Consider the following 26105-nt stretch of genomic DNA (forward strand, 5'->3'; position numbering starts at 1 on the left):
CGGTCATGACGAATGTCCCTTCTCGGAGTGATGTGGCTTCTGTACGTCGACCGTGGTCAACCGCCGTTCGGCGCCGGTGATCTCGTACACCGGCCCGGTCAGCGTCACCGGCCGCTCGGCGACGACGTCGGTGACGGAGCGGCGGACGGTCACCGTCACCTCGCCGGGCTCGACGACGCGCCGGCCGTCGCGCCCGGTGAAGGCCAGCAGCCGCGTCGGCACCTCGAAGTCGACCGACGCGCGCTCGCCGGGGTCGAGCTCGACACGCGCGTACCCGACGAGCTGGGCGACGGGCCGGGTGACCGAGGCGACTACGTCCGACGCGTACACCTGCACGATCTCCGCACCCGCCCGGTCACCGGCGTTACGGACGACGACCGAACAGCGGATCGACCCGTCCGCCGCCGGGGCCGTCCCGGCCACGGTCACCTCTTCGTAGGCGAAACTCGTGTAGCTCAACCCGTGGCCGAAACCCAGCACCGGAGCGGGGTCGATGTTGCTCACCGAACTGGCCGCGCCGAGCCGGGGATGCAGATAGCTGTACGGCTGACCGGCGACCGAGCCGGGCATGCTCATCGGCAGCCGGCCCGATGGGTTCACGGCGCCGCTGAGCACCCGGGCGATGGCCCCCGCGCCCTCCTCGCCGGGGAAGAACGCCTGCACCACGGCGGCGGCCTCGCGGAGGATGCCCGGTACGGCGTAGGCGCGGCCGGTCAGCAGGACGGCCACGACCGGCGTGCCCGTGGCGATGACCGCGTCGGCGAGCTCCTGCTGGACCCCGGGCAGGTCGAGGGTGTCCACGTCGCAGCCCTCGCCGGAGGTGCCCCGGCCGAACAGGCCCGAGCGGTCGCCGAGCACGAGGATCACCACATCGGAGGCGGCCGCCAGGCGTGCCGCGTCGGCGATGCCCGTGCGGTCGCCGTCGTCGACACCCGTGCCGGGCTCGACCTGGAGCACCGCGTCCGGAAACTCCGTCCGCAGGGCGTCGAGCAGCGTCGGCGACGCGATGCCGGGCTCGACGTCGGGGAAGTGCGGCAGGACGTGATTGACGAAGGAATAGCAGCCGAACAGCGCGGTGACGCTGTCCGCGTTCGGGCCTATGACGGCGACGCGCCTGCCCGCGCCGTCACCGAGGGGAAGCAGGCCGTTGTTGGTCAGCAGCACGATGGACTCTTCCGCCAACTGCCGCGCCAGCGCCCGGGATTCGGCGCCGTCCAGGTCGACGGGCCCCGAAGGAGCCGGCTCGTAGTCGTCGTCGAGCAGCCCGAGCTCCGCCTTCTGCAGCAGCACGCGGCGCAGGGCCCGGTCGATCAGCGATTCGGCGATCCGCCCGCTCGACACGGCCCGCTTCAACGGCTCCAGATAGGCCACCCCGGTGGGGAGCTCGACATCGATTCCCGCCGTGAGCGCCTGCACGGCCGCGTCCTCGGCGTCGGACGCGACGGCGTGCAACGTGTGCAGGAAGGCGACCGCGAAGTAGTCCGCGACGACGGTGCCTTCGAAACCCCACTCGTCGCGCAGAATCCTGGTCAGGTAGTGGGCGTCCGCGGCGACCGGGATCCCGTCGATCTCCGCGTAGGAATTCATCACCGAGCCCGCCCCCGCGTCCCGGACCGCCACCTCGAAGGGGAACAGCAGCACGTCGGACACTTCACGCGGCCCCGCGTGGACCGGGGCCAGGTTCCGGCCGGCGCGGGAGTTGGAATAGCCGACGAAATGCTTCAACGTGGCGATGACGCCCGCGGACTGGAGCCCCCGCACGTACGCCGCCCCGATCGTCGCGACCTCGTACGGATCCTCGGAGACGCACTCCTCGACCCGGCCCCACCTCTGGTCGCGGATCACATCGAGCACGGGAGCGAGCCCCTGGTGAATGCCGAGCGCGGCCATGCTCGACCCGATCTGCCGGCCCATCCGCTCGACCAGTTCGGGGTCGAACGATGCCCCCCACGCCGGCGGGACCGGATAGGTCGTGGCCCGCCAGGCCGCCAGACCGGTGAGGCATTCCTCGTGTGCCAGCGCCGGCACTCCGAGGCGGGTGTGGTCGAGCAGCCACCGCTGCCGCGCGGCCAGCAGGGTGCTCGCCCACTCCGGATCGACGGGCCGGGTCCCGTAGTGGCGGGTGATCTGCCCGAGGCCATGGCGGGCGAACTCCTCGAAGGCGACGTCCTCTCCCTGCATCGCATCCTGCAGCGGCGCGACGACCCCCTCTTCGCGGTTGACGTTCAGCCACACGCCCACGAGCTGCGCGAGCTTCTCGTCGAGCGACATGCCGGCCAGCAGGTCACCGACGCGTCGCGCTCGGCGCTCATCGATCGTCATGCACGCACCCTCACTGTTGATAGCGCTAGATGTGATGCTGGAATATCGCAGCAGAAAATTTTCGGCCTATTTTCGGATAAATTGCTGTGACATTGCCGTGCGGTTACGCTAGGCTCCGGCCCGTAGTCGTGTCAACAGTTGCCAATCACGCCTCAAAGACCAGGTCGGTCTGCGGCCATGAGCCGATAGAGTTTCCGAAAGTTTCACGACGCCAAACGGGAGGTCCTGTGCCCCGACCCACCCTCTCCGACGTCGCGGTGGCGGCCGGAGTGTCGGTGCCGACGGTCTCGAAGGTGCTGAGCGGCAAGAAGCACGTCTCCGCCGCCACCCGCGACAAGGTCCTCGAAGCGGTCCGGGCCTCCGGATACGAAGCGCTCCGCCCGCTCAGCACACCCCGGGTCGGCCTCATCGACCTGCTCATCGACGGGCTCGGCTCGCCCTGGGCGGAGGTCCTCGTCAAAGGGGCGGAGCAGGCGGCCGCGCGCTGGGGGTTCTCGCTCGTCGTGACCTCGTCCGCGCGGCCCGACTTCGACCTCCGGCGCTGGATCGGGATCGTGCGGAAGCGGAGCACCGACGGCATCGTCTTCGTGCTCTCGCGCGCCAACCAGGAGGAGATCTCGGCGGTCGAGGAGCTGCTGCGGGTCCCGCTGGTGCTCCTCGACCCGGTCGGCCAGCGTGACCCCCGCCTGTCGACCGTCGGCGCCACGAACTGGTCGGGCGGGGTCATGGCGACGACCCATCTGCTCGAGCTGGGTCACGAGCGGATCGGCTTCATCGGCGGGCCGCTCGACACGCAGTGCAGCCTCGACCGCCACGAGGGCTACCTCGCCGCGCACCGCACCTTCGGCGTCGAGCCGAGGCCGGACCTCACGCGTTTCGGCGACTTCCTCGTCTCCGGCGGCAAGACGTTCGGCGCCGAGCTGCTCGACCACCCCGACGGCCCCACGGCCATCTTCGCGGGCTCCGACCTGCAGGCCGCCGGCGTCTACCAGGCCGCGGCCGAGCGCGGCATCCGGATCCCCGACGAGGTGTCCGTCGTCGGCTTCGACGACTCTCCTGTGTGCGAGATGATGTCCCCGCCGCTCACCACGGTCCGCCAGCCGCTCGACGACATGGCCAACGAGGCGGTCCGGTTGATCACCGAAGAGCTGACCCACCGCAAGGGCTCGGCCGGCACGCGGATCGAACTCGCCACATCCCTCATCGTCAGAGGCAGCACCGCACGCCCCGCGCACTGACGCACGTCATACGGAGGAGAGCTTTTCGACCATATGGCGGTAAGCCACCCACGGCCGGCGCAGCGCCTGATCATGGGATGACCTGGTTCGAGACGCGGGGCAGGTGCGCATGGAGGTGTTCCACTTCGACCTCGCGGCCGCGGGATCGCGCAGGCGTTCGCGGACGTCTTCGATCCGGTCGGCTTCGGGCGGGATGGGAAGGCCGTCGGGCCCGATGGGCTGGTGCAGGTAGCCGAATGAGATCAGGCGTAGCGGTGCCATGGTCAAGTTCTCCTGTCGGTAAGATCGGAATCAGCTTCTCTGTGCGGCCACGCCGCTTTCGGCCCTGATACATCGTGCGCGAAGTCGGAGGTGATCACGGTGCATCCGGTCTCATGACAGCCCCAGCCCGGGGTGTCACGGAGCCGAAAGGTGACCGTATGAGCAAGACCGACAAGACCCGGCCCTGGTGGGTACGGATGGCCGACGCGCCGATGGCGACCTGCCTGCCCGTACACGATCACCGGTTCGGGCCGTGCACGCTGCCGGACGAGATCACCGCCGGCAGCGCGTCTCTGAGCCACCGTACGGGCGGCTGTTACTGGAGCGCCACCGCCTACGCCTACCACCTGTTCGGTTACGGCGATGGGGGCCGGGAGTGGCGCTACTTCCGGCGCGAAGAGCGCCGCCGAGGCCGTCACCAGGCACGCCGCGAGCTACGCGCCTATCACGGCGAAGACTGAAGAAGGCGGCGGGCCGGCACTGCCCCTTTCCCCGTCCGGCGATCGAGCGGCTCTACCGGGTATGAGGGGCGGTGCCGGGCGGGGCTAGTCGGTGGCGGGCAGCGGCGGGAAGTGCTCGTCGGGCAGGGGCCGGCCGGGGGTGAGGCCGAGGGGGTCGGTCAGCACGTGCGCCGGTTCGGAAGCGAAGACCGCGTCGGCGTCCATGTAGATGACCACGTGCGCGATGCGCGGGTCGTCGGTGAAGTTGGGCGTGGCGGTGTGGGCCAGGTACGAGTTGTGGAAGGTGCAGTCCCCCGCCTTCAACGGGACGGTCACCCGCTGCCGCCACCGCAGCTCGGGCGCCACCCGGAAGAGATCCTTCTCGTCCGACAAGTCCTGGGCGCGCAGGTCCTGGAGGTCCTGCGAGCCGGGCAGGAACGTCATGCAGCCCCGCTCGACGGGCACGTCGACCAGCGCGATCCAGGCCGACAGGGCGTGTCGCGAGCCGGCGTGCGGCCAGTACGGCTGGTCCTGGTGGAACTCGGTGGCCGCGCCGTTGTGCGGCTGCTTGATCAGCAACTGGTCGTGCCAGAGCCGCAACGGCACGCCCGCCAGGCGGGTCGCGATCGCGGCGAGCCCCGGATGCAGGGTGAGCTCGCGGAGCGTCTCGTCCTGCTGCCAGAGCTGGAGCAACTGGACGAAGATGGCGCCCTCGCGGTTGTCCCGCACGGTCTCCTGCGCGGCCAGCGCCGCCTTGGCGTACCGGTCGGCCTCCGGCCGCGAGATCACCTGGGGCACGTGGATGAAACCGTCACGCCGGTAGGCGGACACCTGAGCGTCGTCAAGCATGTGCTTCTCCCTTGTCGATGTGCCTCCACTCTCGCCGGGCGGCCAGGGGACGGGCTAGGACGGGGATGCTCGTGCGTAGCACAATCCTGATGTGCACCGAGTACGACGCGACGACGTCTTCACCCCCGCCCGGCCCGCCGTGGTGGCGGAGCGGCATGAGCTGGCGGCCGACAACGCCGCGCACAGCCACGACTTCCTGGAGCTGGCCGTGGTCGTCAGCGGTACGGCTACGCACGTCTCGGTCACCGGCGAACAGGAGCTGAGCCGCGGCTCGGTCGCGCTGCTGCGACCCGGCGACTGGCACGGCTACCGCGACTGCCGCGAGCTGGTGGTGCACAACGTGTACGTCGGTCCGGAGATGTTCCAGCGGGAGCTGGCATGGCTGCGGGCCGAACCGCACATCGGCCGGCTGCTGCACCGCTCGGGACACGTGTCGCGGCTGGACGGCGGGGCGCTCGCGGTGGTGGAGGCCGCGCTTCCCGCGGCGGTGGGCGGGCACATCACGCAGGTCGGAGCGTTGCTGTGCCTGCTGGGCGGCGCCGCGGCATCGCTCGGCGAACCCGCTGCCCGGAGCGCGGGGACGCACCCCGCCGTGCTGCTGGCCGTACAGGAGCTGGAGGGCGACCCGCGCCGGGGCTGGTCGGTGGACGACCTGGCGGCGCTCGCGCACGTCTCGTCCGCGCACCTGGCCAGGACGTTCACCGCCCAGCTCGGGATCTCGCCGATGGCCTACCTGAACCGGCTGCGCGCCGAACGGGCGGCGGCGTTGCTCATCGAGACGGACCTGCCGGTCGCGGCGATCGGCCGGCAGGTGGGGTGGAGCGACCCCAACTACGCCAGCCGCCGCTTCCGGCAGTTCTTCGCGATGAGCCCGTCTGATTACCGAACCAGGTTCAGCGCACCAGCTCCAGTTCGATGACCAGCGCGGTGGCGGGCTTCAGGGCCGGGGACGGCAGCCCGAGCCCGGCCAGGACCGACCCCCGCAGGTGTACCGGGGCGGCCGTCCACTCCGGCAGCGCGACACCTGTGGGAAGGCGGCCCGCCACCCGTACCTCGTAGACGGCCTCGGGGTCCAGTCCGGGCAGGCGCAGCGGGGCCGGGCCCGTGGCCACGCGGGAGGCGAGCTGGACGCAGGCGAACACCGCGTGCCCGTCCCGGACGACGCCGTGCAGCAGCACCGCCGGGTCGGGATGGTCGGCACGGACAACGGTCCCGCCGTGCAGCGTCGGCCGCAGCCGCTTGTGCAGGGCGATCCACTCCGCCAGCTCCGCGCGTTCGGCGTCGCTCGCCGACGTCAGGTCCCACTCGACGCCCATGTGGCCGAACAGCGCGGTGGCGCACCGGAACGACAGCGGCAGCGACCGGCCGGTGACGTGGTCGTGGGGCGCGCCGACGTGGCTGCCCATCAGCTCCGGCGGCACGAGCAGGCCGGTCCAGCGCTGGATGGCCTGCCGGTCGAGCGCGTCGTTGCTGTCGGAGGTCCAGACCCGGTCGGTGCGGGCCAGGATGCCGTAGTCGATGCGCGCGCCGCCGGACGAGCACGACTCGATCTCCAGCCCGGGATGGCGGCGGCGCAGCTCGTCGATCAGCCGGTATGCGGCCAGGGTCTGCGCGTGCACGCCCGCCACGCCGTCGTGGACGGGCTCGGCGATGTCGCGGTTGTGGTCCCACTTGATGTAGTCCAGCGCGTACTCGCCCACCAGCGTGTCGAGCCGTTCCAGCAGGTAGTCGAAGACCTCCGGCCGGGCCAGGTCGAGCACGTGCTGGTTGCGCTGCGGCGGCGGGAGCCGGTCGGCGCGGCCGAGCACCCATTCGGGGTGCTCACGGGCGAGGTCGGAGTCGAGGTTGATCATCTCCGGCTCGAACCAGAGCCCGAACTGCATGCCGTGCTTGCGCACGTGCGCGGCCAGCGGGTGCAGCCCGTCGGGCCACACCCCCTCGTCCACGTACCAGTCGCCGAGCCCGGCCCGGTCGTCGCGGCGGCCGCGGAACCAGCCGTCGTCGAGGACGAACCGCTCGATCCCCACCTCCGCCGCCCGGTCGGCCAGCGCCAGCAGCCGGTCGAGGCCGTGGTCGAAGTAGGTGGCCTCCCAGTTGTTCAGGGTGACCGGGCGGGCCGGGCGCGGGCCCCGCGAGCGCAGGTGGCTGTGCAACCGCCCGCCGGCCTCGTCGAGCCCGGAGTCCGACCAGGTGAAATAGACCAGCGGGGTCTCGTACGTCTCGCCCTCGCCCAGGGTGATCTCGCCGGGCGCGAGCAGTTCGCCCGCGGCCAGCAGCGTCACGCCCTCCTGCAGCCGTTCGACGTAGTGGACGTGGTCGCCGCTCCACCCGGCGTGCGCCGCCCACACCTCGCCATGCCGGAACCCGAACCCGCCGGTCCCCGCCACCAGCAGGCCCGTGCCGTCGTGCCCCGTGCGCCCGCGCCTGTTCTCCCGCGACCAGACGCCGTAGGCCAGCGGCCTGCGCTGCGGCACCTTCTCCAGCGCCCACCGCCCGGTGAAGTCGAGCAGCTCATCCGCCCGCGCGGGCAGCGGCAACGCGCAGGTCAACCCGTCCACGCGGTACGGATCGGCGGCGGTGTTGGTCAGCGCGTGCCGCATCGTGACCACGCCTTGGGCGTCCATGGCCAGCTCGCTCACCAGCCGCAGCCCGGCCCGCTCGTCGGACGCTGTCACGGTCACGCTGCCGCCCGAACCGGGCACGGCCCGCGCCTCGACCGGGGTCTCAAGGCTCCACCTGACCGGCCAATTCCCGGACGTACGGGCTCCGGCCAGGCCCGGCCTGCCGTACCAGCTGTCGCCCTGGACCGGCACCAGCGGCGGCGCGGGCGTCAGCGACGCCAGCGCGGGCAGGAGGTGCGGCTCGGCGACCGCGCCGAGGTCGGCACCGAAATGGCGCACGCGCGGCAGGCCGGAGCCCGCGACGTCAAGGACGAGACAGACGCCTGCGGCGGAGAGAATCACGGGGGACACGTCGGGGGGCTCCTCACACTCGGACGGGCACCGGGCCCGCTTTCGTGTAAGAGGTTCGCACGGTGCGCTCGTCGACCGGCGAGCAGGTGCCGCCGTTGGGTGGTGATCCGCGCGAAGCGTGTACGGTGCTCCGGCTACCACGCACCCGACGACACCACCACGATCTCATTCGAGGTCATGACGGTGCTGCTCGAGGTCTGCGGCGCGGTATCGGCGGACAAGCCGGCGACCCCATTCGACGCCCACCTGGAAACTCACCGTGAGTGGGCCTCCGGCCACCCGGCGGACGCCGCCAGTCTGCATCGCGCCCTGTCCTTCTGGACCCGCTTGCACGGCGTGCTCTCGCTCGAACTCGCCGGCCACTTCACCGGCATGAAGATCGACCCCAACCTGCTGATCGCCGACGAACTGAACGCCCTGCTCATGCGATGACCACACCGTCGTCGGCAGCCGTTCGAGCATGGTCATGACGATGTGCCGGCCGGGTGGCGGTGCCGTCTCAACGCCAGCGCGATCATGGGCGCGAGCCCGTGATCACCCATCCGGGTCAGGCGGGTTGACCGGCCGCCGCGCGCGCCGCCATCCGCCGTTCGAACCACAGTGAGGTGAACGGCGGCACCGCGCACGCCAGGCCCAGCACCACCGCGCCTCGGCTCCAGCCCGCCTCTCGCGCCGAGAGCATCACTCCGACCACGTACAGCACGAACAGCGCCCCGTGGATCGGCCCGAACACCTTGACCCCGAGTTCGCCGGTCGCGGCCACGTACTTGAAGAACATCCCGACCAGCAGCCCCGCCCACGAGCAAGCCTCGGCCACCGCCACGACCCGGAACCAGCGCAGCATGCTTCACCTTTCACCCGAATATCGCGCATACTCTACAGCTTGTAGAGGAAGGGCGGGTCGCCGGCAAATGCGATAGTTCATGCGAAGCCGCCTTGATCAATGCCGTCCGATATTTCGCGGCCGGGGCCGGCTAGGTTCCCTTGTTGGTGGGCGCGCATGACGAGTTCAGCGTGTCCAGTCGACTGGATTGCTTGATGCCCTGACGCGGCGAGCGCGTGGCGGTAGCCGTACTGGAAGGAGAAGGGGGTGGCGGCTTCGGCGCGGACAGTCTGGTTCGAGCCGCGGGAGCGCGCGATGGCGGCCTTCACCGTCCTGAGGATGAGTGGATAATTCGGGTATGCCGGGTTGTAGGCGGGCGGAACGAAGTTCAGTTTGGACACCCGGGCGGTCTTGACCTTCTGGGCGAGTGGGACCAGGTCCTGCAGAAGGCCACGCGGGACGTCGGTGCGGAAGGTCTCCTTGGCCGCCTTGGCCAGGGCGTTGAACTTCAGCAGCACGTTGCTCGGGTTGAGTTGGCTGAGCATGGCACTCATCACGCACTGTTGGCGGCGCATCCGGGTGCGGTTGTCGCCGCCCGCGCAGGTGCTGCCCGGATGGTCGCGGGCCCGGCCGTACCAGAGAGCCTGAGTGCCGTTGAGGGTGCGGTTGCCGGCCTTGACCACGCCGCCGTCGGCGCGGCCCACGCCGTAGCAGATGTCCTGCTCGACGTTGATGGTGACGCCGCCGAGAGCGTCGATCAGGCGCGCCACGCCCCACATGTTGACCAGCATGTAGTAGTCGATTTTGATGCCGAGGATCTGGCTGAGCGCGTTCTTGGTCGCCTCCGGGGCGCGGTCGGGGGAGTGGCCGGCGACCTCGGGGTGCATGTCGGCGTAGGCCCAGATGCCGTTGATCAGGTCGGCGGAGCCGCGGCCCTGACCCGGTGGCAGCCAGAAGTTCTTCGGCGGCGGGAATCGCTTGGCCAGTGCGGAGCCTGGCGTGAACGGTGCGTTCTCCATCTCCCGCGGTAGCGCGAAGACCACTGAGTCGCCGGTGTGGACATCGATACTGACCACGTTGATGCTGTCGGTGCGGATGCTCACTCCCTTGCGTGAGGCCGCGCCGTCGCCGCCCAGCAGCGCGATGTTGAGCCGATCACGTCCTCGCCACGGATCCTTGTGATCGATCGGCTGAGACGGTGAAGCCTTGAAGATGGAGCCGATCGCGTCGTCGGAGGTGCGGGCAGTGGTGGCGACCAGTCCGAACGGCAGTGCCACGGCTACCGCGAGCACGCCCGCGACCGCGCCCGTACCGAGTTGACCCCGGCTACCGAGCTTGCTGGGACGCAGCACGACGTAGGAACTGATCACGACTGCGGCCCATGCCAGCCCGCCCACCACGCACAGGCCTATGATCACGGTCAGCCAGGTCGGGTCGAGGAGCAGACCGGCCAGCGCCTTGGCGTTGACCAGCGCGATCACGGCACCGATCAGCAGCACACCGAAGATCCCCATCATGATCAGACCGGTACGCTTGCGTCCGGCACGCAAATGCGCGGCACCTGGCACAACGATCGACGCGATTGTCCAGCCGATCACGGATGGAGCAGCCCACCTGCGCATTAAACCTCCCCGTTGGCAATATCTGCCGCATTGCGCAAGCAACCTAGCAAATCTGACCTGCACCCGGCCTGAATCGAAGTGTCATCAGGTCTGGCGAGGCTGCGGCAGCTCCGCTTTGCCGTATATCTCGCCGGACACACCCGAAATGTGCTACCTCTCGGGGATGCCCGACGAAGGTGATCTTTACATCGGGGCGTCGGAGGACCACGGCGACGCCGTCACCGCGGTCGCGGTCTCCCCGGACGGACGGATCGGGGCGACCGGCGCGCGCGGCGGCGAGGTCCGGCTGTGGGATCTGCGCCATGGCCTGCTGACCGCCTATGTGGGAGGGCTGCAAGGCGGGTCTGTGGAGAGCGCTGTGTTCATCGGCGACGCCAAGCGGCCTACGTTGCTGACCACAGGCCCGTCGGCCTCGCTATGGACGGTGACCGCCGAGGCCCTGGAGTGGCGGCAGCTCCCCTGGGACGGCGGGCGGTTCCTCACGTCCTCGGACCGGGAGGCGGTGCTCAGGCAGTGCGGAGACCTCCGCTGGCTGGGCGTCTTCGGCCCCCTCTACGGCAGCATCAAGTCGGATTCCCCGATGGCATTGGGGCGCACCGGCTCCGGCCTGATCGTCGTGAGCAGTGACGCGGGCCGGATCGAGGCCTGGCGACGACCTTGCGGGGAGACCTATGGCGACGCCGGGCTCGTGTGGGCCTTCGGCGGACGCGATGCGGCGGATCAGCGGCTGACGCGCTGTTGCGACCGGTGGCGGCTCGTGGTGTCCCCGCGGCGCGGCCGGGTGGTCGTTCTCGACGCGGAGACCGGGGCGGTCGTGGCCGCGTTCGCCCCGTCAGCCCGGCCGACGGCGATCGCGGCGCATCCGGACCTGCCGCTGGTGGTGCTCGGCGGGAGGGACGGTTCGCTGTCGTGGTGGGATGCCCGCTCGGGGCACTGCCTTGGGCGCGTTCAGGCGCATGGCGGCCGCGTCCGGGCGTTGGCGCTCGCCACCCGCACTGACCTGGTGATGTCGGTTTCCCAGGATGGAACGGCCGCGCTCTGGCGGTTGCACGGCCGTGGGCCCGTCGGCCGCTTCACGCCCCCCACGCCCGCCGGCCCCAGGGAGCTGACCCAGGTGGCCGGTACGCCGGACGGGCGGTGCTGGCTGATCGGCGGGCGCGGCGGCCAGGTCCACGTTCTCCACTGGTCCGGCCATGCCGGGCTCGTGCCGCGACGCGTCGGCCACCCCTCCTGGGTGATGGACGGCGGCGACGTGGAGACCCTGCTCGATGACGTCCGCCACCACTGGGACGACGGCCCGGCGAGCGTGACCGCAGTCCGTGAGCTGGCCTCGCGCGACCTCGACGAAGCCTGGCACGGTACGGCGGTGGACGCGCTGGCGGACCTGATCGCGAACGGTGCGGACCCGGCGGCCCGGGAGGCCGCGGTGATCGCGCTGGCGGAGATCGACGAGGGCAAGGCCACCACCGTCCTTTTCCAGATGTTCGATCGTCACGACGGCCACGGTTCCGCCGAGCGGTTACTGGCACACTTCACCGGCGAGGGCGAGTCCTCGACGGAGGAGCTTGTCGCGAGTCTGCCCGAGGCCGGCAGCTTCCTCGGTGTGCTGACCGCGGCCACCTTGGGCGAACGGGGCGCCGCCGCGGTTCCGGCGGTGCACGCGGCGCTCCGCGCCTTCCCCTTCCCCGCCCGCGAGGACGCCGACCACTGGTTCGGAGATGAGTCGACCAAGTACTGGCTGATGTACGCCCTCAGGCGGGCCGGTGCGGCCGCGGCGCCCGCGACGCCGACCCTGCTCGCCGTGCTGGAGGACGACGAGATCTACCGGGACACCCGGCACCAGGCGGAGTCGGCCCTGCGGGCGATCGGCCTCCCGGAGACGGCCGACACGATCGCCGCCGAGGTCCGGCGGCGGGCCGACCTTGTCGTCGGCCACGAGGACGGCGAGGACGGCGAGGACGGCGAGACGGAAGGCTTCAGCCTCCTGCTCGAGGTGCTGTTGGGCATGCCGCCCGCGGCTCTGGCGGCCTCCCGCGAGGTCGCACCGGCGCTGGAGGCGGTGCGGCGCCGCCTCGGCGACGGCATCAGGACGTACGAGGAAGACGGCAGGATCCGCCAGTACACCGTCCTTGAGATACGGCTGGCCGACTACATCGACGAGGAGATCGCCGAGCAGACCAAGAGGTGAGCAGCCCGCGGACGTGAGAGACGGACGCGTGTTCAGGGGCTGGTGAGGGCCAGGTCGAGGACGTGCCGGGCCGTGGCGTCAAGGAGCTCGGGAGCGGCCGGGTCGCCGTGGACGAGCGCCTGGTAGTAGAGCGGGCCGAGCAGCACGCTCAGCAGGGTGTCCACGGTCGGCTCGGCAACCGGGCGGCCGGTATGGCGTTCGAGTACGGCGCGCAGTCCCTGGAGGTCGCGCTCGCGCTGCTCCCGCAGGAACCCCTCGCGCAACGCCTGCGCGGTCGCCTGGTCAGTCTGGGCATGGCCGAGCAGCGCCCGCAGGACCTGGCCCGCCGGCTCCTGAAAGAACCCCGCGATCCGGCGGAGCTGCGCTTTCAGCTCCTCCTCGGCGTCTTCCCCACCACCTGGCCAGGCCAGCGCGTCGCGGGCGTCGTCGGCGAGGGTGTCGAGGAGGATGTCGACCTTGGACTTCCACCAGCGGTAGACGGTCTGCTTGGCGACACCGGCCCGGGCGGCGATGCCCTCGATGGTCACCCCGTTGAACCCCCGCTCGACCAGGAGATCGTCGGCGGCGTTGAGCACCGCGAGCCGGATGCTCTCGCTGCGCTTGGGGCCCGTCCGGCTCACCACGGCCGTCGGGCCCGCGGCGTTCTCGGCGTTTCGGTCGGCGGGGATGGTCATCGTCCTCTCAGCTACGTTCGGGCAGCACGATTCTGGCATGCCGGTCTGTGGAACGGCATGGAACGCCTCTCGGAGAAAGACCGCTACTCACCTCGGGGGAGTGGATCCATGCGTGACGGCCCGCCGTACGGCTATCTCGTGCAGGAGTTGATCGCGGGCCGCTGGCGGCGGCTGTTCGCCGGTATCTACGATGTCGTCCTCGTGGGCGTGCTCACCAAGCCCCTCTGGGAGCGGTCCGGGGTCCTCGAGCCGATGGACCCCACGAAGGACTTCGCCGACTTCGTGGTCAACCTGGACTGGCGCTGGCTGATCGCCGGAACGCTGGTGTGGTACGCCTACCACTGGCTGCTGACCGGCTACTGCAACGGACGGACGGTCGGCAAGAAGGCGTTCGCCATCCGCGTGGTGCAGGACAACGGCGCCCGGCTCACCCCCGCCACGGCGGCGGGGCGCGCGCTGATGTCCGGCTTCTTCGTCGCGGTGGGCGTGAGCGTGATCGACCTCGTCTGGATCGTGTTCACCAGCCGCAAGCAGGCGCTGCACGACCTGGCCGCGAACACCGTGGTCATGATCGACTGATCAGCGGCCCGCCAGGAAGTCGAGGACCGCGGGGCCCGCGACCTGGCGGAACTCCTCGAAGTAGGCGTGTCTGGCGCCCGGGATGAGCCGGATCCCCGCCCCGGGGATGCGGCCGCGAGCAGGGGCGCGTTGGCCGCCGGGTTGAAGACGTCGTCGGTGCCGTGGAGGATCAGCGTGGGCGCGGTGATGCCGGGCAGCGCGTCCCAGGCGTCGTGCCCGGCGCTGGCGGCCAGGTGCCGCCGCCGGGCGAAGGCGGGCATGCCGGGATCGCCGAGGGTGGTGTACGGGCCGGGGTGCGTGGCCAGCCAGGCCGGGGTGTACATCAGCTCCAGCAGCGCCTGCCGGGCCGCCTGCTTGTCGGGCTGGGCCAGCGACCTCTTCACCGTGTTGTCCCGTTCGAAGCCGTGCGCGCCGCCGGGCGAGGTGCACCCGAGGATCAGCGACCCCACCCGGTGCGGGTGGTCGGCCGCCAGCCACTGGGCCACCCGGCCGCCCATCGAGGTGCCGTACACGTGGGCCCGGTCGGCCCCCAGATGGTCGAGGACGGCGACGACGTCGGCCGCGAACCCCCGGGTGCTGTAGGGCACGTCCGGCTTGCCGCTGTCCCCGGTGCCGCGGTAGTCGAGGGTGACGGTGGTGTGGCGGCCTTCGAAGTCGTCCCTGACGCCGTCCCACCAGTGGTGGTCATTGGCCTGCCCGGCCAGCAGGACGAGGGGCTCGCCCGCGCCACGGGTCTGGTACGCGACGGCGACGCCGTCCCCGGTGACGGCTACCGGCATGATCGCGCCTCGAAGCGGCGGGCCAGGACCAGCAGGAGCGCGGCGCCGACGAGCAGCGCGACCGAGACGGTGATCACGCTCGACCAGCCGCCCGTCTGCCACCGGTAGGCGGCCAGCGAGCCGAAGACCGAGCTGCCGGCGTAGTAGGCCAGCAGGTACAGCCCCGCGGCCTGGCCCACGCCGACGCCGACCCGGTGGGCGCGGTCGGAGACCCAGCCGCTGACCAGGGAGTGGGTGCCGAGGAAGGCGAAGGTCACCAGGGCCAGTCCGATCACGATGGCGGGCAGTTGGGGCGCGGCGGTGAGCAGCGTACCGGTCAGCAGGAGCGCGACGCCGAGCAGGGCGGCCAGGCCGAGCCCGCGCCGCAGCGCCAGCCGCCCGGCGGCGAGCGGTCCTGGCACGCCCACCGGGTAGGCCAGGAACACCAGCGCGCCCGCGCCGCCCAGCAGGTACGGCGCGGCCTCCAGGCGGAAGGTCAGCGCGTTGCACAGCCCGACGAACGCCCCCATCGTCGCCGCCCCCACCAGGCACAGCGCCACCAGGGCCGGGTCACGCAGGGTGAGCGCCGTGTTCCGCAGCACGCTGCGCAGCCGCGGGCTGGACCGGTCGAACCGCCGCGACGGCGGCAGCAGGACCCACAGGCCGATCGCGCAGAGCAGGGTGACGACGCCCACGACGGCGCTGGCGCCGCTCCACCCCCACACCGCCTGGACCGGGCCGGGAAGCAGCCGGCCGACCGCGCCGCCGAGGGCCGTGCCCGTGATGTAGGTGGCGTTGGCCCGCAGGTGGGTGCCGGGTGGCGCCTCCTCGCGCAGGTAGGCCAGGGCCACCGCGGGCAGCCCGGCGAGCGCGACCCCTTGCAGCCCCCGCAGCACCAGCAGGGCGTGCCAGTTGGGCGCGAACGCGGTGGCGATCCCCAGGAGCGCGGCCGCGGTCAGGGACAGCCGCATGATCACCACGCGGCCCACCAGGTCCGAGATCGGCCCGACGAACAGCAGCGCCACCGCCATCGTGATCGTCGCCAGCGACAGCACCGCCGTCGCCGCCGACGCCGAGACCCCGAAGCGCTCGGCGACGCCGGGCAGCAGCGGCTGGACATAGTAGAGCGCCAGGAAGTTGGCCAGCCCGCCGAACATCAGCCCGTACCTGATCCGGAGGGAGGCGCGATCCCCTGACTCGAGAGGCGAGATCACCCGTCGATCGTGCCCGGTCAGCGCTGATGCGCAAAATGCAGAATTTGACGGAGCTGATGCGCGAAGAGCATCATCGCGGGATGGAGCTGCAGACGCTGCGCTGGTTCCTGACGCTGTGCGACACGGAGAACATGCGCGACACCGCCGCGATGGAGGGCATCAACCAGTCCACGCTGTCGCGGGCTCTCGCCCGGCTGGAGGCCGACCTGGGCGTCGAGCTGTTCCACCGGCACGGGCGCCGGCTCGCGGTCAACCGGTTCGGCCTGCTGTTCCGCGAGCACGCCGCCCGCGCCGTGGACGAGCTGCGGGGCGCGCGCCGCCGCATCGACGCGCTGGCCAATCCGGACACCGGCCTGATCCGGCTGGGCTTCCTGCACTCGGTGGGCCGCTGGCTGGTGCCGGAGATCCTGCGCGACCTCCGGGCCGTCACGCCCGGCATCCGCTTCGAGCTGCACCAGGGCTTCGCCAGGGAGCTGTTCACCCGGCTGGCCCAGGGCGACATCGACGCCGCCCTGGTCACCCCGCCACCGGAAGGCAACGCCGCGCGCTGGCACCCGCTACGCGAGCAGCGGCTCTGCCTCGCCCTGCCCGTCGGGCACCCGCTCGCCGCCGCTCCGGGGCTGACGCTCGCCGACGTACGCGACGAGCCGTTCGTCGCCTTCGCCCCCACCACGGACCTGCGCCGGGTCATCGACCGGCTGTGCGAGGAGGCGGGGTTCGAGCCGGTCATCGCCTTCGAGAGCGAGGAGATCGCCACCGTACGCGGCCTCATCGGCGCCGGGCTCGGCGTGGGCGTCCTGCCGCTCCCCGCCTCGCTGGAACACGACGACCCCGCCTACCTCCCGCTCGTCCCGGCCCAGCACCGCCCGATCGGCCTGGCCTGGGACCCGCTGCCCACCCCCACGGCGGCCGCGGCCCTGTTCGTCGAGCACCTCGTCACAGGGGGAAGTGAGCGGCGAAAGCCATGAGCTCGGTGAGATGGACGGCCTACTGCGTGGCGCTCTTGACGGCGAGCGGCTCGGCGGGCGCCTCGGCCTTGGCGGCCTCCATGCGCTCGCCCAGCTCCTGCAGCTCCTTACGGCCCATCGCGGCGCGGACCTGCGGGAACCACTCCTTCTCCTCCTCCTCGACGTGGTGCCGGACGTTCTCGATCAGCACCGTGACCTTCGCGTCGAAGCGCTCGTCCTTGGGGTCGAGGTCCTTCAGCTCGGACAGCAACCAGACCACGACGTGGTGCTCTTCGACGCTCTCCAGCACGTGGTCACTCGTCTCCGGCACCTTGGCGCGGGCGGCCGGGTAGAAGTGCTCCTCCTCGATGTAGGCGTGCGTGACCAGCTCCTTGGTGAACTGGTCCACGACGCGGCGCTTCTCGGCGTAGGCCTTCTCTCCGGCCTGCTCGAACTTCTTGAACAGCCCCTCGACCGTCTTGTGGTCGTCCTTGAGCAACACGATGGCGTCCATGGAGCTTCTCCGTTCCCTCGTCCGGGAGTGCCGTCTGCCCGGCGCCGGTCGGCTGAAACCGCGCCTCGCCCGGGTGCCCGGAACGCTGAGCCTCAGCTCTCCGGCGGCGGGGGATGGCGGAAGGCGGCCTGGACGCCCGCCTGGAAGCGGGTGTGGGCGCCCAGCCGGCTCATGAGGTTCGCGATGCGCCGCTCGGCCGTACGGTAGCCGACGCCGAGCTGCCGGGCGATGGCCTCGTCGGTCAGCCCGGCCACCAGCAGCGCGATCAACCGCTCGTCATCGTGCGCGGAAGGACGCGTGCGCGCGGGCGGTGCCGCGCCGGGCGCCGGGGGCCGCAGGCGCAGCGGCAGCGCCCGCTGCCACAGCCCTTCGAAGAGCCTGCTCAGGGCCTCCAGCAGCCCGGACGGGTGGACCACCAGCGCGGCGTCGGCGTCCGGGTCGTCCGGGTGGTGGCGCAGCAGTAGCAGGGCGAACCGGTCGTCCATGAGGTAGAGCTTCATGGGCAGGCTGGGCAGCACCCGCGCCTGCTGGCCCGCCCCGACCATCGTCTCGATCAGCCGCAGCGCCCCGAGCCGGTCGACGAACTCCCGCTCGTAGATCATGCGGCTCGTGACGCCCCGGTCGAGCAGCTCACGCTGCGCCGTCACGCTGCCCGGCGGGTCGAAGTACGGCGGCTTGGACAAGCAGCGCATCTGGTGCCAGGCGGCCCGCTGGATCTGGGCGTGCCGCTGCTGGACCGCCCGCTGCCCGGTCACCACCTCGACGACCGCCGGCGGCGTCTCCCCGGCCGCCCGGCGGCGCTGGAAGGCCTGGTCGAGCTCGCCCGCGCGTTCGCGGGCCCGCAGCAGTTGCCGTTCCGCGGTGACCAGGAGCACGTCCAGGGCGGCCTCCGGGGCGACGGCGGCGTAGCGGGCCGGCCCATCGGACCGGGTGACCAGCCCCTTGGCCTCCAGCGAGGCGAGCAGCGCGGGCAGCTGATCGGCGCGCAGGCCGATCGCCGCGCCCAGCGACGCGATCCGGGCGGCGGTGGCCGGCGAGCCGTCGATGAGCAGCTCGTACACCGCCTCCTCGTCCGGGGTGAGACCGGCCGCGCCGAGCGCCCCCGGGTGGTTCCCGTCACTCCGGGTCATCGTGTACGCCCTTCTCGTCGGCCAGCCAGCCGCGCAGGACGGCCTGGTAACCGGCCTGGAAGCGGGTCTGGGCGTCCAACTGGATCATCATGGCGTGCACGTGACGCCGTACCGTGCGGTCGCTCCAGCCGAGGTGGGCCGCGATGGCCTTGTCCGTCTGGCCCGCCACCAGCCGGGCCAGCAGGTCACGCTGCGCGTCGGTCGGGCTCCTGGTCTCCGGCAGGCGGGCGCGCCCGTGGCTGACGTGCAGCGGCACGGCGCGTTCCCAGTACATCTCGAACAGCGCCGCCAGCGCGTCGAGCAGCGTCGAGTCGTGCACGACCAGCGCCGACTCGACCATCTGCAGGTCGTGACGGAGCGGCACGAGGGCCATGGGGTAGTCGCTGAGCACCAGCTTCATCGGCACGTCGCCGACGCGCACCTGCTCGCCCGCGGCGATGTAGTCCACGATGGTCTTCAGCGTGCCGCGCATCTCGATGGCCCGCCTGTCGTACACCACCCGGTAGTCGACGCCGCGGCTCAGCAGGTCGAACTCCTGCGTGTTGCCGCCCACGACGCCCGCGTACGGCGGCGCGTCGAACATCCGGATCTCGCGCCGGGTGCCGCGCTGGAGCTGCTCGAACCGGCGCAGCACCGCCTCCCGCCCGATCACCACCTCCACCAGCCCGGCCGACTCCTGGTCGGGCGTGGTGAGGTGATAGCGCGTGGACAGCTGAGCCACCCGCAGCCTGGCCTCGGCCAGCGCGCGGGTCCGCTCACGGATCAGCGCGTCCAGTCCCATCTCCGGCGGTACGACGATGAAGCGGGGCGGATCCTCGGGCAGGCGGGCGATCAGCCCCAGTTCCTCCAGGCCGACGGCCAGCCCCGGGGTGCCGCCGAGCCGTTCCAGCTCTTCGAGGGTGACGGGGGAGTGCTCGACCAGAGCCTCGTAGAGGGCCTGCTCCGCCGCTGACAGGCCGAGGATGCGCAGCATCCCACCATGATCACCCACAACCCGGCTCTCCCGTCGTCCTTTTCCCGTCATTGGCGGGAAAAGGACGACGAGTCATCTTTTCAAGATATTTCTTGACATGTCATGGTTCGGGAGAGTCGATCATGCCTGCTATCCCGCGAGGAGACCCATGACTCGTCAACGATGGCGAAGCCCGTCCATCGGGCTTTTAGCGATGGGGCTGGTGCTGTCGACCGGCATGGCCGTACAGCCATCGCCTTCGGCCACCCCCGCACCCGCCCTTTCCGGCCAGACCGCCGCCGCCGTCGAGTCGTCCGGAACACCGGCCGCGGACGCGGCGAAGATCACCCTGATCACCGGCGACGTGGTCGCCTACGACACCGGCCCCAACGGCAATCCGCGCCACCAGGTCACCCCCGCCCCGCGTCCCGACGGCGCCCCGGTGAACTTCATCTCCGTGCGCGATCGGAACGCCTACTACGTCTACCCCTCCGACGTGATGGGCCTGGTGTCCTCGGGCCGCCTGGACAAGGCGCTGTTCGACGTCGCCTACCTGGCGGCGAACGGCTACACCGACAAGGAGAGCGCCAGCCTGCCGCTGATCGTCCAGTACGGTCAGGCCAAGCAGGCGGCGAAGACTCTGTCGCAGCAGGCCGACGCGCTGCCCGCCACCGCCGAGCCGCGCGGCCTGCCCAGCGTGGGCGGCGCCGCGGTACGGGTGGACAAGAAGACGGCCGGCCAGTTCTGGACCGCCGTCGACCGCCCGTCGACCGACAAGGGCGTCACGGCCTCGCTCGACCGAGGGCTGTCGGCCATCTGGCTCGACCGCAAGGTGAAGGCCGTACTCGACAAGAGCGTGCCGCAGATCGGCGCCCCGGAGGTGTGGGCCGCCGGCCTGAAGGGCGAGGGCGTCAAGGTCGCGGTCCTCGACACCGGCATCGACACCACCCACCCCGACGTCGCCGACCGCATCACGGCCACCGCGAACTTCACCGAAGAGGCGGACGTACAGGACGGCCACGGGCACGGCACCCACGTCGCCTCCACGATCGTGGGCACCGGGGCCGCGTCCGACGGCAAGTACACCGGCGTCGCGCCGAAGGCGTCCCTGCTCGTCGGCAAGGTGCTCAACAAGGCCGGCAGCGGTGACTCCTCCTCCATCATCGCCGGCATGGAGTGGGCGGTCGCCCAGCAGGCCCGGGTGATCAGCATCAGCGCCGGCGCCTGCTGCTTCGCCGGGCCCGACCCGCTGAGCGAGGCGGTCGACAACCTCAGCGCGCAGTCGACGTCGCTGTTCGTCATCGCGGCGGGCAACGACTACGACAACCGGATGATCGCGACACCGGGCTCGGCCGCGTCGGCGCTCACCGTCGGCGCGGTCGACGGGGAGGAGAAGCTCGCCCCGTTCTCCAGCAAGGGCCCGGTGCTGCGCGACTACAGCCTCAAGCCCGACCTCGTCGCCCCGGGCGTGGACATCGTGGCGGCCAGGGCCGCGGGCACGTCGATGGGCTCGGTGGTGAACGACAAGTACACCGGCGCCTCGGGTACGTCGATGGCCACGCCGCACGTGTCCGGCGCCGCGGTGCTCCTGGCCCAGAAGCACCCGGACTGGACCGGCGCCCAGCTGAAGGCCGCGCTCGTCAGCACCGCCCACGACGACGGCTTCGGCGCGTACGAGCAGGGCTCCGGGCGCGTGGACGTGGCGCGAGCCGTACGGCAGGCGGTCAGCGCGTCCGGCAACCTCGACTTCGGCGCCCTGGCCTACCCCCACAAGGCCCCCGTCACCAAGACGATCACCTACACCAACGACGGTGACCAGCCGGTGACGCTGACCCTGAAGTCCGGCGTCACGGCCCACAAGGGTGGCGACGCGCCCGAGCACACGCTCACCCTGGACCACGACACGGTCACCGTCCCGGCGCACGGCACCGCGCCCGTCGCCGTCGCCTTCGACCCGTCGGGCCCGGCCACCTGGTACGAGGGGTTCGTGCACGCCGCCGACGCGAGCGGCGCCGTGACGCTGAGCACCGCGGTGGGCGCGTTCGTCGAGCCCGAGAAGGTCACCGTGCGGACCAAGATGGTGCTCCCCGACGGCGCGACCGACGTACAGCCGATCCCGTGGGTGATCCTGCGGACCGACGACCGCGACGACCTCGACTTCATCTACTACCCCAGCAGCGGCACCGAGTCCGAGACGCAGGTCTACGCCGGCACCTTCAGCGTGAGCTCCGGCGTGAGCTGGCGCGGAACCGACGGCCAGTGGAACATCGGCCTGCCGTCGCAGCCGGAGTTCGCGGCCACCAAGGACACCACGATCACCCTCGACATGCGCAAGGCGCGGCAGGTCACCCAGAACACCCCGAAGCCGACCGAGGTCTACAACTCCCAGTACTTCTCCGAGCGCCAGGCGGCCAACGGCATCGGGTCCATCGGATTCCAGTCCAGCTCCGCCTATGGGCTGCACAACTACTGGTTGCTGCCCACTCGCTCGGTCACCCAGGGCACCTTCGACGTCGCGGGACAGGTCCTGCGCGGCGCCCCCGTGATCAGCATGAAGGCCGACCGGCTCACCCTGCATCCCCGCTACCAGAACCTGGCGGAGGCGGTTCCCAAGCTCAACGGCCGTAGCACGCTCACCCTGGTGTCCGGGGGGCGCGGCCAGGCCGCCGACCTCGCCGGTGCCGGCGTACGCGGCAAGCTCGTCCTGCTCGACCTCTCCGACCTGTGCCCGGCCAACACCTGCACGGGCAACGCGCTCGACCGGGTCAAGGCCGCGGCCGAAGCCGGCGCGGCCGGGGTGCTCGGCTACGGGGCGGTCAACCGGGCCTTCCTCGAACTGACGAGGGGCTGGCCGATCTACCCGATCCCGACCATGAGCCTGCCCGCCGACGAGGGTCGCGCCCTGGCCGCCCAGCTCGCCAAGCGGCCGGTGAGCATCCAGGCCGAGGGCATCACCGCCACGCCGTACATCTACTCGCTGCTCCTGCACGAGCGCGGCCGCGTGCCGGCCAAGCTCGACTACGAGCTCGGCAAGCGGAACCTCTACGAGATCGAGAACCGCCTGCACTCCGACCGGCCCGCCGTCGCCTCCATGCTCTGGGAGGCGACCGTGGTGACCCACCCGGGCTGGCTGCTCGGTGCTCGGTTCGGCTACTCCTGGCCCGCGCAGAGCACCGTGACCGAGTACGTCGGGCCGGTCTCGCCGGACGTCTCGTGGAACCACGAGACCCAGCTGGCCTACCCCGAAGGAGGCACCGACTACAACCGGCGCTTCGGAATGTCGGCGACCTCCGTGAACGTCTACCCGTCAGCCGGGGCGAAGACCGAGGAGTGGGGCGCCCAGCCGCGCGTGCCCGGCACCCCGGTGTTCTCCGACCTGGCCCGCTCCACCGGGACCACGACGTGCTTCCCCTGCCGCACCGGCGACACCTTCGTGACCGCCCTGCCGATCCTCGGCCCGGGGTTGAACAACCAGGAGCCGTTCACCTGGAACGCGCGGTGGCAGGAGACGCGCGGCGGCAAGGACGAGCAGCACCTCTACCGTGACGGCCAGGAGATCCCCATGGTCGAATCGGGGACCAGTGGCCCGGTCCTGATCCAGATGCCGAGGTTCAACCTGCCGGAGGGCGAGTCCCGCTATCGCCTCACCGACAAGTTCCACACGCCGCAGCCGCTGCAGCAGTACGCGACCGACGTGGCGACAGAGTGGACGTTCAGCTCGAAGCGCCCGACCGGTGGGATGCAGACGCTCAGCGACGGCCTGTGCGTCGGCTGGTTCTTCGCCAGCACCCTCACCCCGTGCGAGCCGGTCCGCAGGCTCAACCTCCGCTACGACCTGGACCTGGACCTCGACAACAAGACCGCGGCGGCCAAGCCGCACAAGATCACGGTCACCGGCTACCAGGGCTCCTACGACGTGCCCGACGCGCGCCTCGGCAGCCTGAAGCTCTCGGTCACCTACGACGACGGCGCCCACTGGAAGGCCGTCACCACCTCCAAGAAGAACGCCACCTCCTACACCGCGACCATCGCCCATCCCGCCCTGTCTGCCACCAACGGCACCGTGGGCATCCGCGCCCAGGGCGTGGACGCCGAGGGCAACACCATCGACCAGACGATCACCCGGGCCTACGGCCTCAAGTAGCCCCCCGAACAGATCGGCACGCCGTCCTCGTGACGGCGTGCCGATCGTCGTTTTCCGGGCTACTGGGCCTGCTGGTCGTACAGGCCGTCCATCATCCGCAGGAGCGGCGCGGGGTACGAGCCTTCACCCTCGTCGCTCAGCTGCCCGCCCCACGACGCCTGCCACGCGCCGGTCGAGGTCGTCCGCATGGCGGTGTGGCTCAGCGTCCCGCCGTCCGCGTTCGTGTCATAAAGCGCCCAATGATGGGCAGTGCGCTTGTTGGTCGCCGAGTCCACGCTGACCGTGTCGTCGTGGCTCGAGGCGAGGAAGGTGTAGTCCGTACCCATTTGGGAGAGTGGTTGTTTCCCCAGCCAGCTGATGAAGCCGCTGCCCGGGCGCATGTCGCTGCACTGCTCGTGGGTGATGGCGCACGCGGTCACCAGCGCGCTGCCGATGCCCTGGTGCGGCGTCGCGAGTGTGACCATGTCCTCGATGTACAGGTAAGGAGGCCAGGCGATGGGCCACACGGTCGCCCCGATGTTGTTCTTGTCGACCGTCAGCCCGCTCAGGTCGGGCGGCGTCTTGCCCACGCCGTACCTGTTGACGCCCTCGATGGCCGCCTTCGCGACCAGGCCGCCCATGGAGTGCGTCACAACGTCGATGGCCACGTCATGGCTGGAGTACAGGTAGTAGACGGTCCACGCGAACTGGCGGCCGATCTCCTGGATGCGCGTGTCGGTGGTCCCCTGGAGCCTGAGGTCGCAGTTGGTGGCCTTGTTGTAGTAGCCGAAGGTGACGACGTCGCCCCAGCCGTTGGCGTTCAGGAGGGTCTTGGCGTCTTTCCAGGAGCTGGCGCAGTTGGTGTCGGCCTCGCGGTCGAACCCGTGGACCATGAGAGTGGTCCGGTGCCCGTCGCTCCGCGCGGGCGCGGCGGCGGAGGCGGCCGGTGCGGTGGCGATCAGGGCGGCTGCGACCATGGCCCCGACTAACGGCAGGGCTAAACCGGATCTGAGTGATCTGTGCATCCACGCTCTCCGTTTCCGTGAGGTCGGAAGCACGGTAAAGCGCGGACGATCATCCGCGAATCGGTCGGTGGGCGGCCCATCCCCGGTCATGCCGGCTCGCGACTAAGTAGCCGCGATCACCTGTTTAGGTCGAGCCCGGTGAGCTGGGCGCGGGAGGCCACGCCGAGCTTGGGAAACGCTTTGTACAGATGATGTCCCACCGTACGCGGGCTGAGGAACAGCCGCGCGCCGATCTGCCGATTGGACAGCCCCGCCGCCGCCAGCCGTACCACCTGGCGCTCTTGCGGGGTCAGCCGGTCGAGCAGGCCACCGCCCCTGGACACGGCGGCCGCGCCGGCCGCCTCCAACTCGCCGTGGGCACGCCGGGCCCACGGCGCCGCGCCGAGCGCGTCGAACGCCTCGAAGGCCGTACGCAGCCGCCGCCGCGCGTCCGAACGGCGATGCGCGCGCCGGAGCCACTCTCCGTACAGCAGCTCATTGCGTGCCTGCTGGAACGGCTGATCAGCGGGTACGGCCACGGCCCGCGCGAAGTGCCTGCCCGCCTCGTCGCCCTGGGCCAGCAGCCCCCTGAGCCGGGCGGCGACGGCGCTCGCCCACGGGCGGTCCATGACCGCCGCCCAGCCGTCGAACCCGGCCGCCGCCCGCACCGCCAGATCATCCCGCCCCGCGCGAACCGCCGCCTCGACCAGGTCGGGCGCCGCGTAGAGCGCGACCACGGGATGCCGGTGCCCCGCCGTCTGAAGGTGGCCGAGAGCGGCCCCGGCCCGGCCCGAGCCCAACTCGGACAGCCCGAGCGCCCAGGCGGCGAGCGCCCGGGTGGCCTCGACGTCGCCATCCGCCTCCGCGGCCAGCTCCCGGCACCGCCCCTCCTCGCCCCCGACCGCGGCCAGCCAGGCGAGCAGGCCGTGCAAGTGGCCGGCCCGATGGGCCTGATGGATGTCGGAGGCGACGCTCAACGCCTCCGAAGCGGCGGCCGACGCCTCACGATGCCTGCCGCGCAGCAGCTCAGCCTGCGCGAGCAGCGCCAGCGCCTGGGGGAGCACACCGATCAGACCATGCTCCCGACACCGCGCGACCAGCGCCCCGGCCAGCCGGTGGGCCGTCACCTCGTCACCCGAGATGACGCTGAGGGAGGTGGCGAGCGGCAATAACTCACCGAACTCGCCCGCCAGCGTGGCGACCGCCCGAACAGGAGAGACGTCCGCGACAGACTGCCCCTCCACAAGCCGCGCCACGACCGCCATCCCTGCGGCGAGCCCGGCCGCCGTACGGGTGGGGGGGACGTCCTCCGCGGGCTGGTCCTCCCCTACCGCCATTCCGGCGGGGAGCGGTTCTTTGGGTAGCGGGAGCGCGGCGAGCCGGAGGTCGGCGTCGTGGGCGAGCTTCGGGTCGGCCGCGAAGGAGGCGTAGTGGATCGCCTCGGCCAGCATGCGGGCCGCCAGGGCGGGATCGGCCGTCAGTACGTGGTCCGCGC

21 protein-coding genes and 1 pseudogene are annotated in these 26105 nt (G+C 71.2%); 8 read left to right on the plus strand and 14 right to left on the minus strand.

Annotated elements, in window-relative coordinates:
- Positions 1–3 precede the first annotated feature (3 nt).
- Positions 4–2322, minus strand: coding sequence for a glycoside hydrolase family 3 N-terminal domain-containing protein (locus tag KLK06_RS17545; protein WP_214636530.1), 2319 nt, complete (start codon positions 2320–2322; stop codon positions 4–6).
- A 227-nt stretch (positions 2323–2549) separates the two neighbouring features.
- Here KLK06_RS17545 and KLK06_RS17550 point away from each other — a divergent pair, with 227 nt between their 5' ends.
- Positions 2550–3560, plus strand: a complete 1011-nt coding sequence (locus KLK06_RS17550; protein ID WP_214636531.1) for a LacI family DNA-binding transcriptional regulator — start codon at positions 2550–2552, stop codon at positions 3558–3560.
- A gap of 6 nt (positions 3561–3566) precedes the next feature.
- Here the strand turns inward: KLK06_RS17550 and KLK06_RS17555 are convergent, their stop codons facing one another.
- Entirely contained in the window at positions 3567–3821 is a 255-nt protein-coding gene (locus KLK06_RS17555) for a hypothetical protein (RefSeq protein WP_214636532.1), read from the minus strand.
- A 158-nt stretch (positions 3822–3979) separates the two neighbouring features.
- Between KLK06_RS17555 and KLK06_RS17560 the strand changes: the two genes are divergently transcribed.
- Positions 3980–4282 carry a hypothetical protein gene (locus KLK06_RS17560; RefSeq protein ID WP_214636533.1) on the plus strand — a complete coding sequence of 101 codons (303 nt, stop codon included), beginning with the start codon at positions 3980–3982 and terminating at the stop codon, positions 4280–4282.
- An 84-nt stretch (positions 4283–4366) separates the two neighbouring features.
- On the opposite strand, the gene KLK06_RS17565 is transcribed toward KLK06_RS17560, so the two are convergent.
- The gene (locus KLK06_RS17565; RefSeq protein WP_214636534.1) at positions 4367–5110 is read right to left on the minus strand and encodes a phytanoyl-CoA dioxygenase family protein; all 744 of its coding nucleotides are present in this window, start codon (positions 5108–5110) and stop codon (positions 4367–4369) included.
- Positions 5111–5201: 91 nt separating this feature from the next.
- On the opposite strand from KLK06_RS17565, the gene KLK06_RS17570 reads away from it, so the two are divergent.
- Positions 5202–6029, plus strand: coding sequence for an AraC family transcriptional regulator (locus KLK06_RS17570; protein WP_214636535.1), 828 nt, complete (start codon positions 5202–5204; stop codon positions 6027–6029).
- On the opposite strand, the gene KLK06_RS17575 is transcribed toward KLK06_RS17570, so the two are convergent.
- The gene (locus KLK06_RS17575) at positions 6004–8082 is read right to left on the minus strand and encodes an alpha-galactosidase (protein ID WP_214636536.1); all 2079 of its coding nucleotides are present in this window, start codon (positions 8080–8082) and stop codon (positions 6004–6006) included. The genes KLK06_RS17570 and KLK06_RS17575 overlap by 26 nt on opposite strands.
- Here KLK06_RS17575 and KLK06_RS61470 point away from each other — a divergent pair.
- Entirely contained in the window at positions 8002–8514 is a 513-nt protein-coding gene (locus KLK06_RS61470) for a TetR-like C-terminal domain-containing protein (protein WP_284735020.1), read from the plus strand. The genes KLK06_RS17575 and KLK06_RS61470 overlap by 81 nt on opposite strands.
- Positions 8515–8629: 115 nt before the next feature.
- Here KLK06_RS61470 and KLK06_RS17585 read toward each other — a convergent pair whose 3' ends face one another.
- The gene (locus KLK06_RS17585) at positions 8630–8926 is read right to left on the minus strand and encodes a DUF3817 domain-containing protein (RefSeq protein ID WP_214636538.1); all 297 of its coding nucleotides are present in this window, start codon (positions 8924–8926) and stop codon (positions 8630–8632) included.
- A gap of 77 nt (positions 8927–9003) precedes the next feature.
- Positions 9004–10590 carry an LCP family protein gene (locus tag KLK06_RS17590; RefSeq protein WP_214636539.1) on the minus strand — a complete coding sequence of 529 codons (1587 nt, stop codon included), beginning with the start codon at positions 10588–10590 and terminating at the stop codon, positions 9004–9006.
- Between the two features lie 100 nt (positions 10591–10690).
- On the opposite strand from KLK06_RS17590, the gene KLK06_RS17595 reads away from it, so the two are divergent.
- The gene (locus KLK06_RS17595) at positions 10691–12715 is read left to right on the plus strand and encodes a hypothetical protein (RefSeq protein ID WP_214636540.1); all 2025 of its coding nucleotides are present in this window, start codon (positions 10691–10693) and stop codon (positions 12713–12715) included.
- A 32-nt stretch (positions 12716–12747) separates the two neighbouring features.
- On the opposite strand, the gene KLK06_RS17600 is transcribed toward KLK06_RS17595, so the two are convergent.
- The gene (locus tag KLK06_RS17600) at positions 12748–13389 is read right to left on the minus strand and encodes a TetR/AcrR family transcriptional regulator (RefSeq protein WP_214636541.1); all 642 of its coding nucleotides are present in this window, start codon (positions 13387–13389) and stop codon (positions 12748–12750) included.
- Positions 13390–13497: 108 nt separating this feature from the next.
- Here KLK06_RS17600 and KLK06_RS17605 point away from each other — a divergent pair, with 108 nt between their 5' ends.
- On the plus strand, positions 13498–13968 hold the full coding sequence (locus tag KLK06_RS17605) for an RDD family protein (protein WP_214636542.1): 471 nt from the start codon (positions 13498–13500) through the stop codon (positions 13966–13968).
- A 179-nt stretch (positions 13969–14147) separates the two neighbouring features.
- On the opposite strand, the pseudogene KLK06_RS17610 reads toward KLK06_RS17605, so the two are convergent.
- Positions 14148–14747 (minus strand): annotated as a pseudogene (locus tag KLK06_RS17610) (alpha/beta fold hydrolase); the annotation flags it as partial.
- The gene (locus KLK06_RS17615; protein ID WP_214636543.1) at positions 14738–15940 is read right to left on the minus strand and encodes an MFS transporter; all 1203 of its coding nucleotides are present in this window, start codon (positions 15938–15940) and stop codon (positions 14738–14740) included. The pseudogene KLK06_RS17610 and the gene KLK06_RS17615, both read right to left, overlap by 10 nt.
- Before the next feature lie 44 nt (positions 15941–15984).
- Here KLK06_RS17615 and KLK06_RS17620 point away from each other — a divergent pair, with 44 nt between their 5' ends.
- Positions 15985–16908 (plus strand): LysR family transcriptional regulator, encoded by a 924-nt coding sequence (locus KLK06_RS17620; RefSeq protein ID WP_214636544.1) that lies wholly within the window; start codon positions 15985–15987, stop codon positions 16906–16908.
- Positions 16909–16927: 19 nt separating this feature from the next.
- Here KLK06_RS17620 and KLK06_RS17625 read toward each other — a convergent pair whose 3' ends face one another.
- The 3 genes from KLK06_RS17625 to KLK06_RS17635 form a co-directional block, all read right to left on the minus strand.
- Positions 16928–17401 carry a hemerythrin domain-containing protein gene (locus tag KLK06_RS17625; protein ID WP_214636545.1) on the minus strand — a complete coding sequence of 158 codons (474 nt, stop codon included), beginning with the start codon at positions 17399–17401 and terminating at the stop codon, positions 16928–16930.
- A gap of 92 nt (positions 17402–17493) precedes the next feature.
- Positions 17494–18531: a LuxR family transcriptional regulator gene (locus KLK06_RS17630; protein WP_214636546.1), complete on the minus strand. Its 1038-nt coding sequence runs from the start codon at positions 18529–18531 to the stop codon at positions 17494–17496.
- Entirely contained in the window at positions 18518–19504 is a 987-nt protein-coding gene (locus tag KLK06_RS17635) for a LuxR C-terminal-related transcriptional regulator (RefSeq protein WP_214636547.1), read from the minus strand. The genes KLK06_RS17630 and KLK06_RS17635 overlap by 14 nt, the downstream gene beginning before the upstream one ends.
- A gap of 148 nt (positions 19505–19652) precedes the next feature.
- Between KLK06_RS17635 and KLK06_RS17640 the strand changes: the two genes are divergently transcribed.
- Positions 19653–23627, plus strand: coding sequence for a S8 family serine peptidase (locus tag KLK06_RS17640; protein ID WP_214636548.1), 3975 nt, complete (start codon positions 19653–19655; stop codon positions 23625–23627).
- A gap of 59 nt (positions 23628–23686) precedes the next feature.
- Here KLK06_RS17640 and KLK06_RS17645 read toward each other — a convergent pair whose 3' ends face one another.
- Together KLK06_RS17645 and KLK06_RS17650 are read right to left on the minus strand one after the other, a co-directional pair.
- Positions 23687–24583, minus strand: coding sequence for a triacylglycerol lipase (locus KLK06_RS17645; protein WP_214636549.1), 897 nt, complete (start codon positions 24581–24583; stop codon positions 23687–23689).
- A gap of 164 nt (positions 24584–24747) precedes the next feature.
- Positions 24748–26061 carry a LuxR C-terminal-related transcriptional regulator gene (locus KLK06_RS17650; protein ID WP_214636550.1) on the minus strand — a complete coding sequence of 438 codons (1314 nt, stop codon included), beginning with the start codon at positions 26059–26061 and terminating at the stop codon, positions 24748–24750.
- Positions 26062–26105: the final 44 nt, after the last annotated feature.

The organism is Nonomuraea sp. NEAU-A123 (assembly GCF_018603905.1).
In the GTDB taxonomy this organism is placed as follows: domain Bacteria; phylum Actinomycetota; class Actinomycetes; order Streptosporangiales; family Streptosporangiaceae; genus Nonomuraea.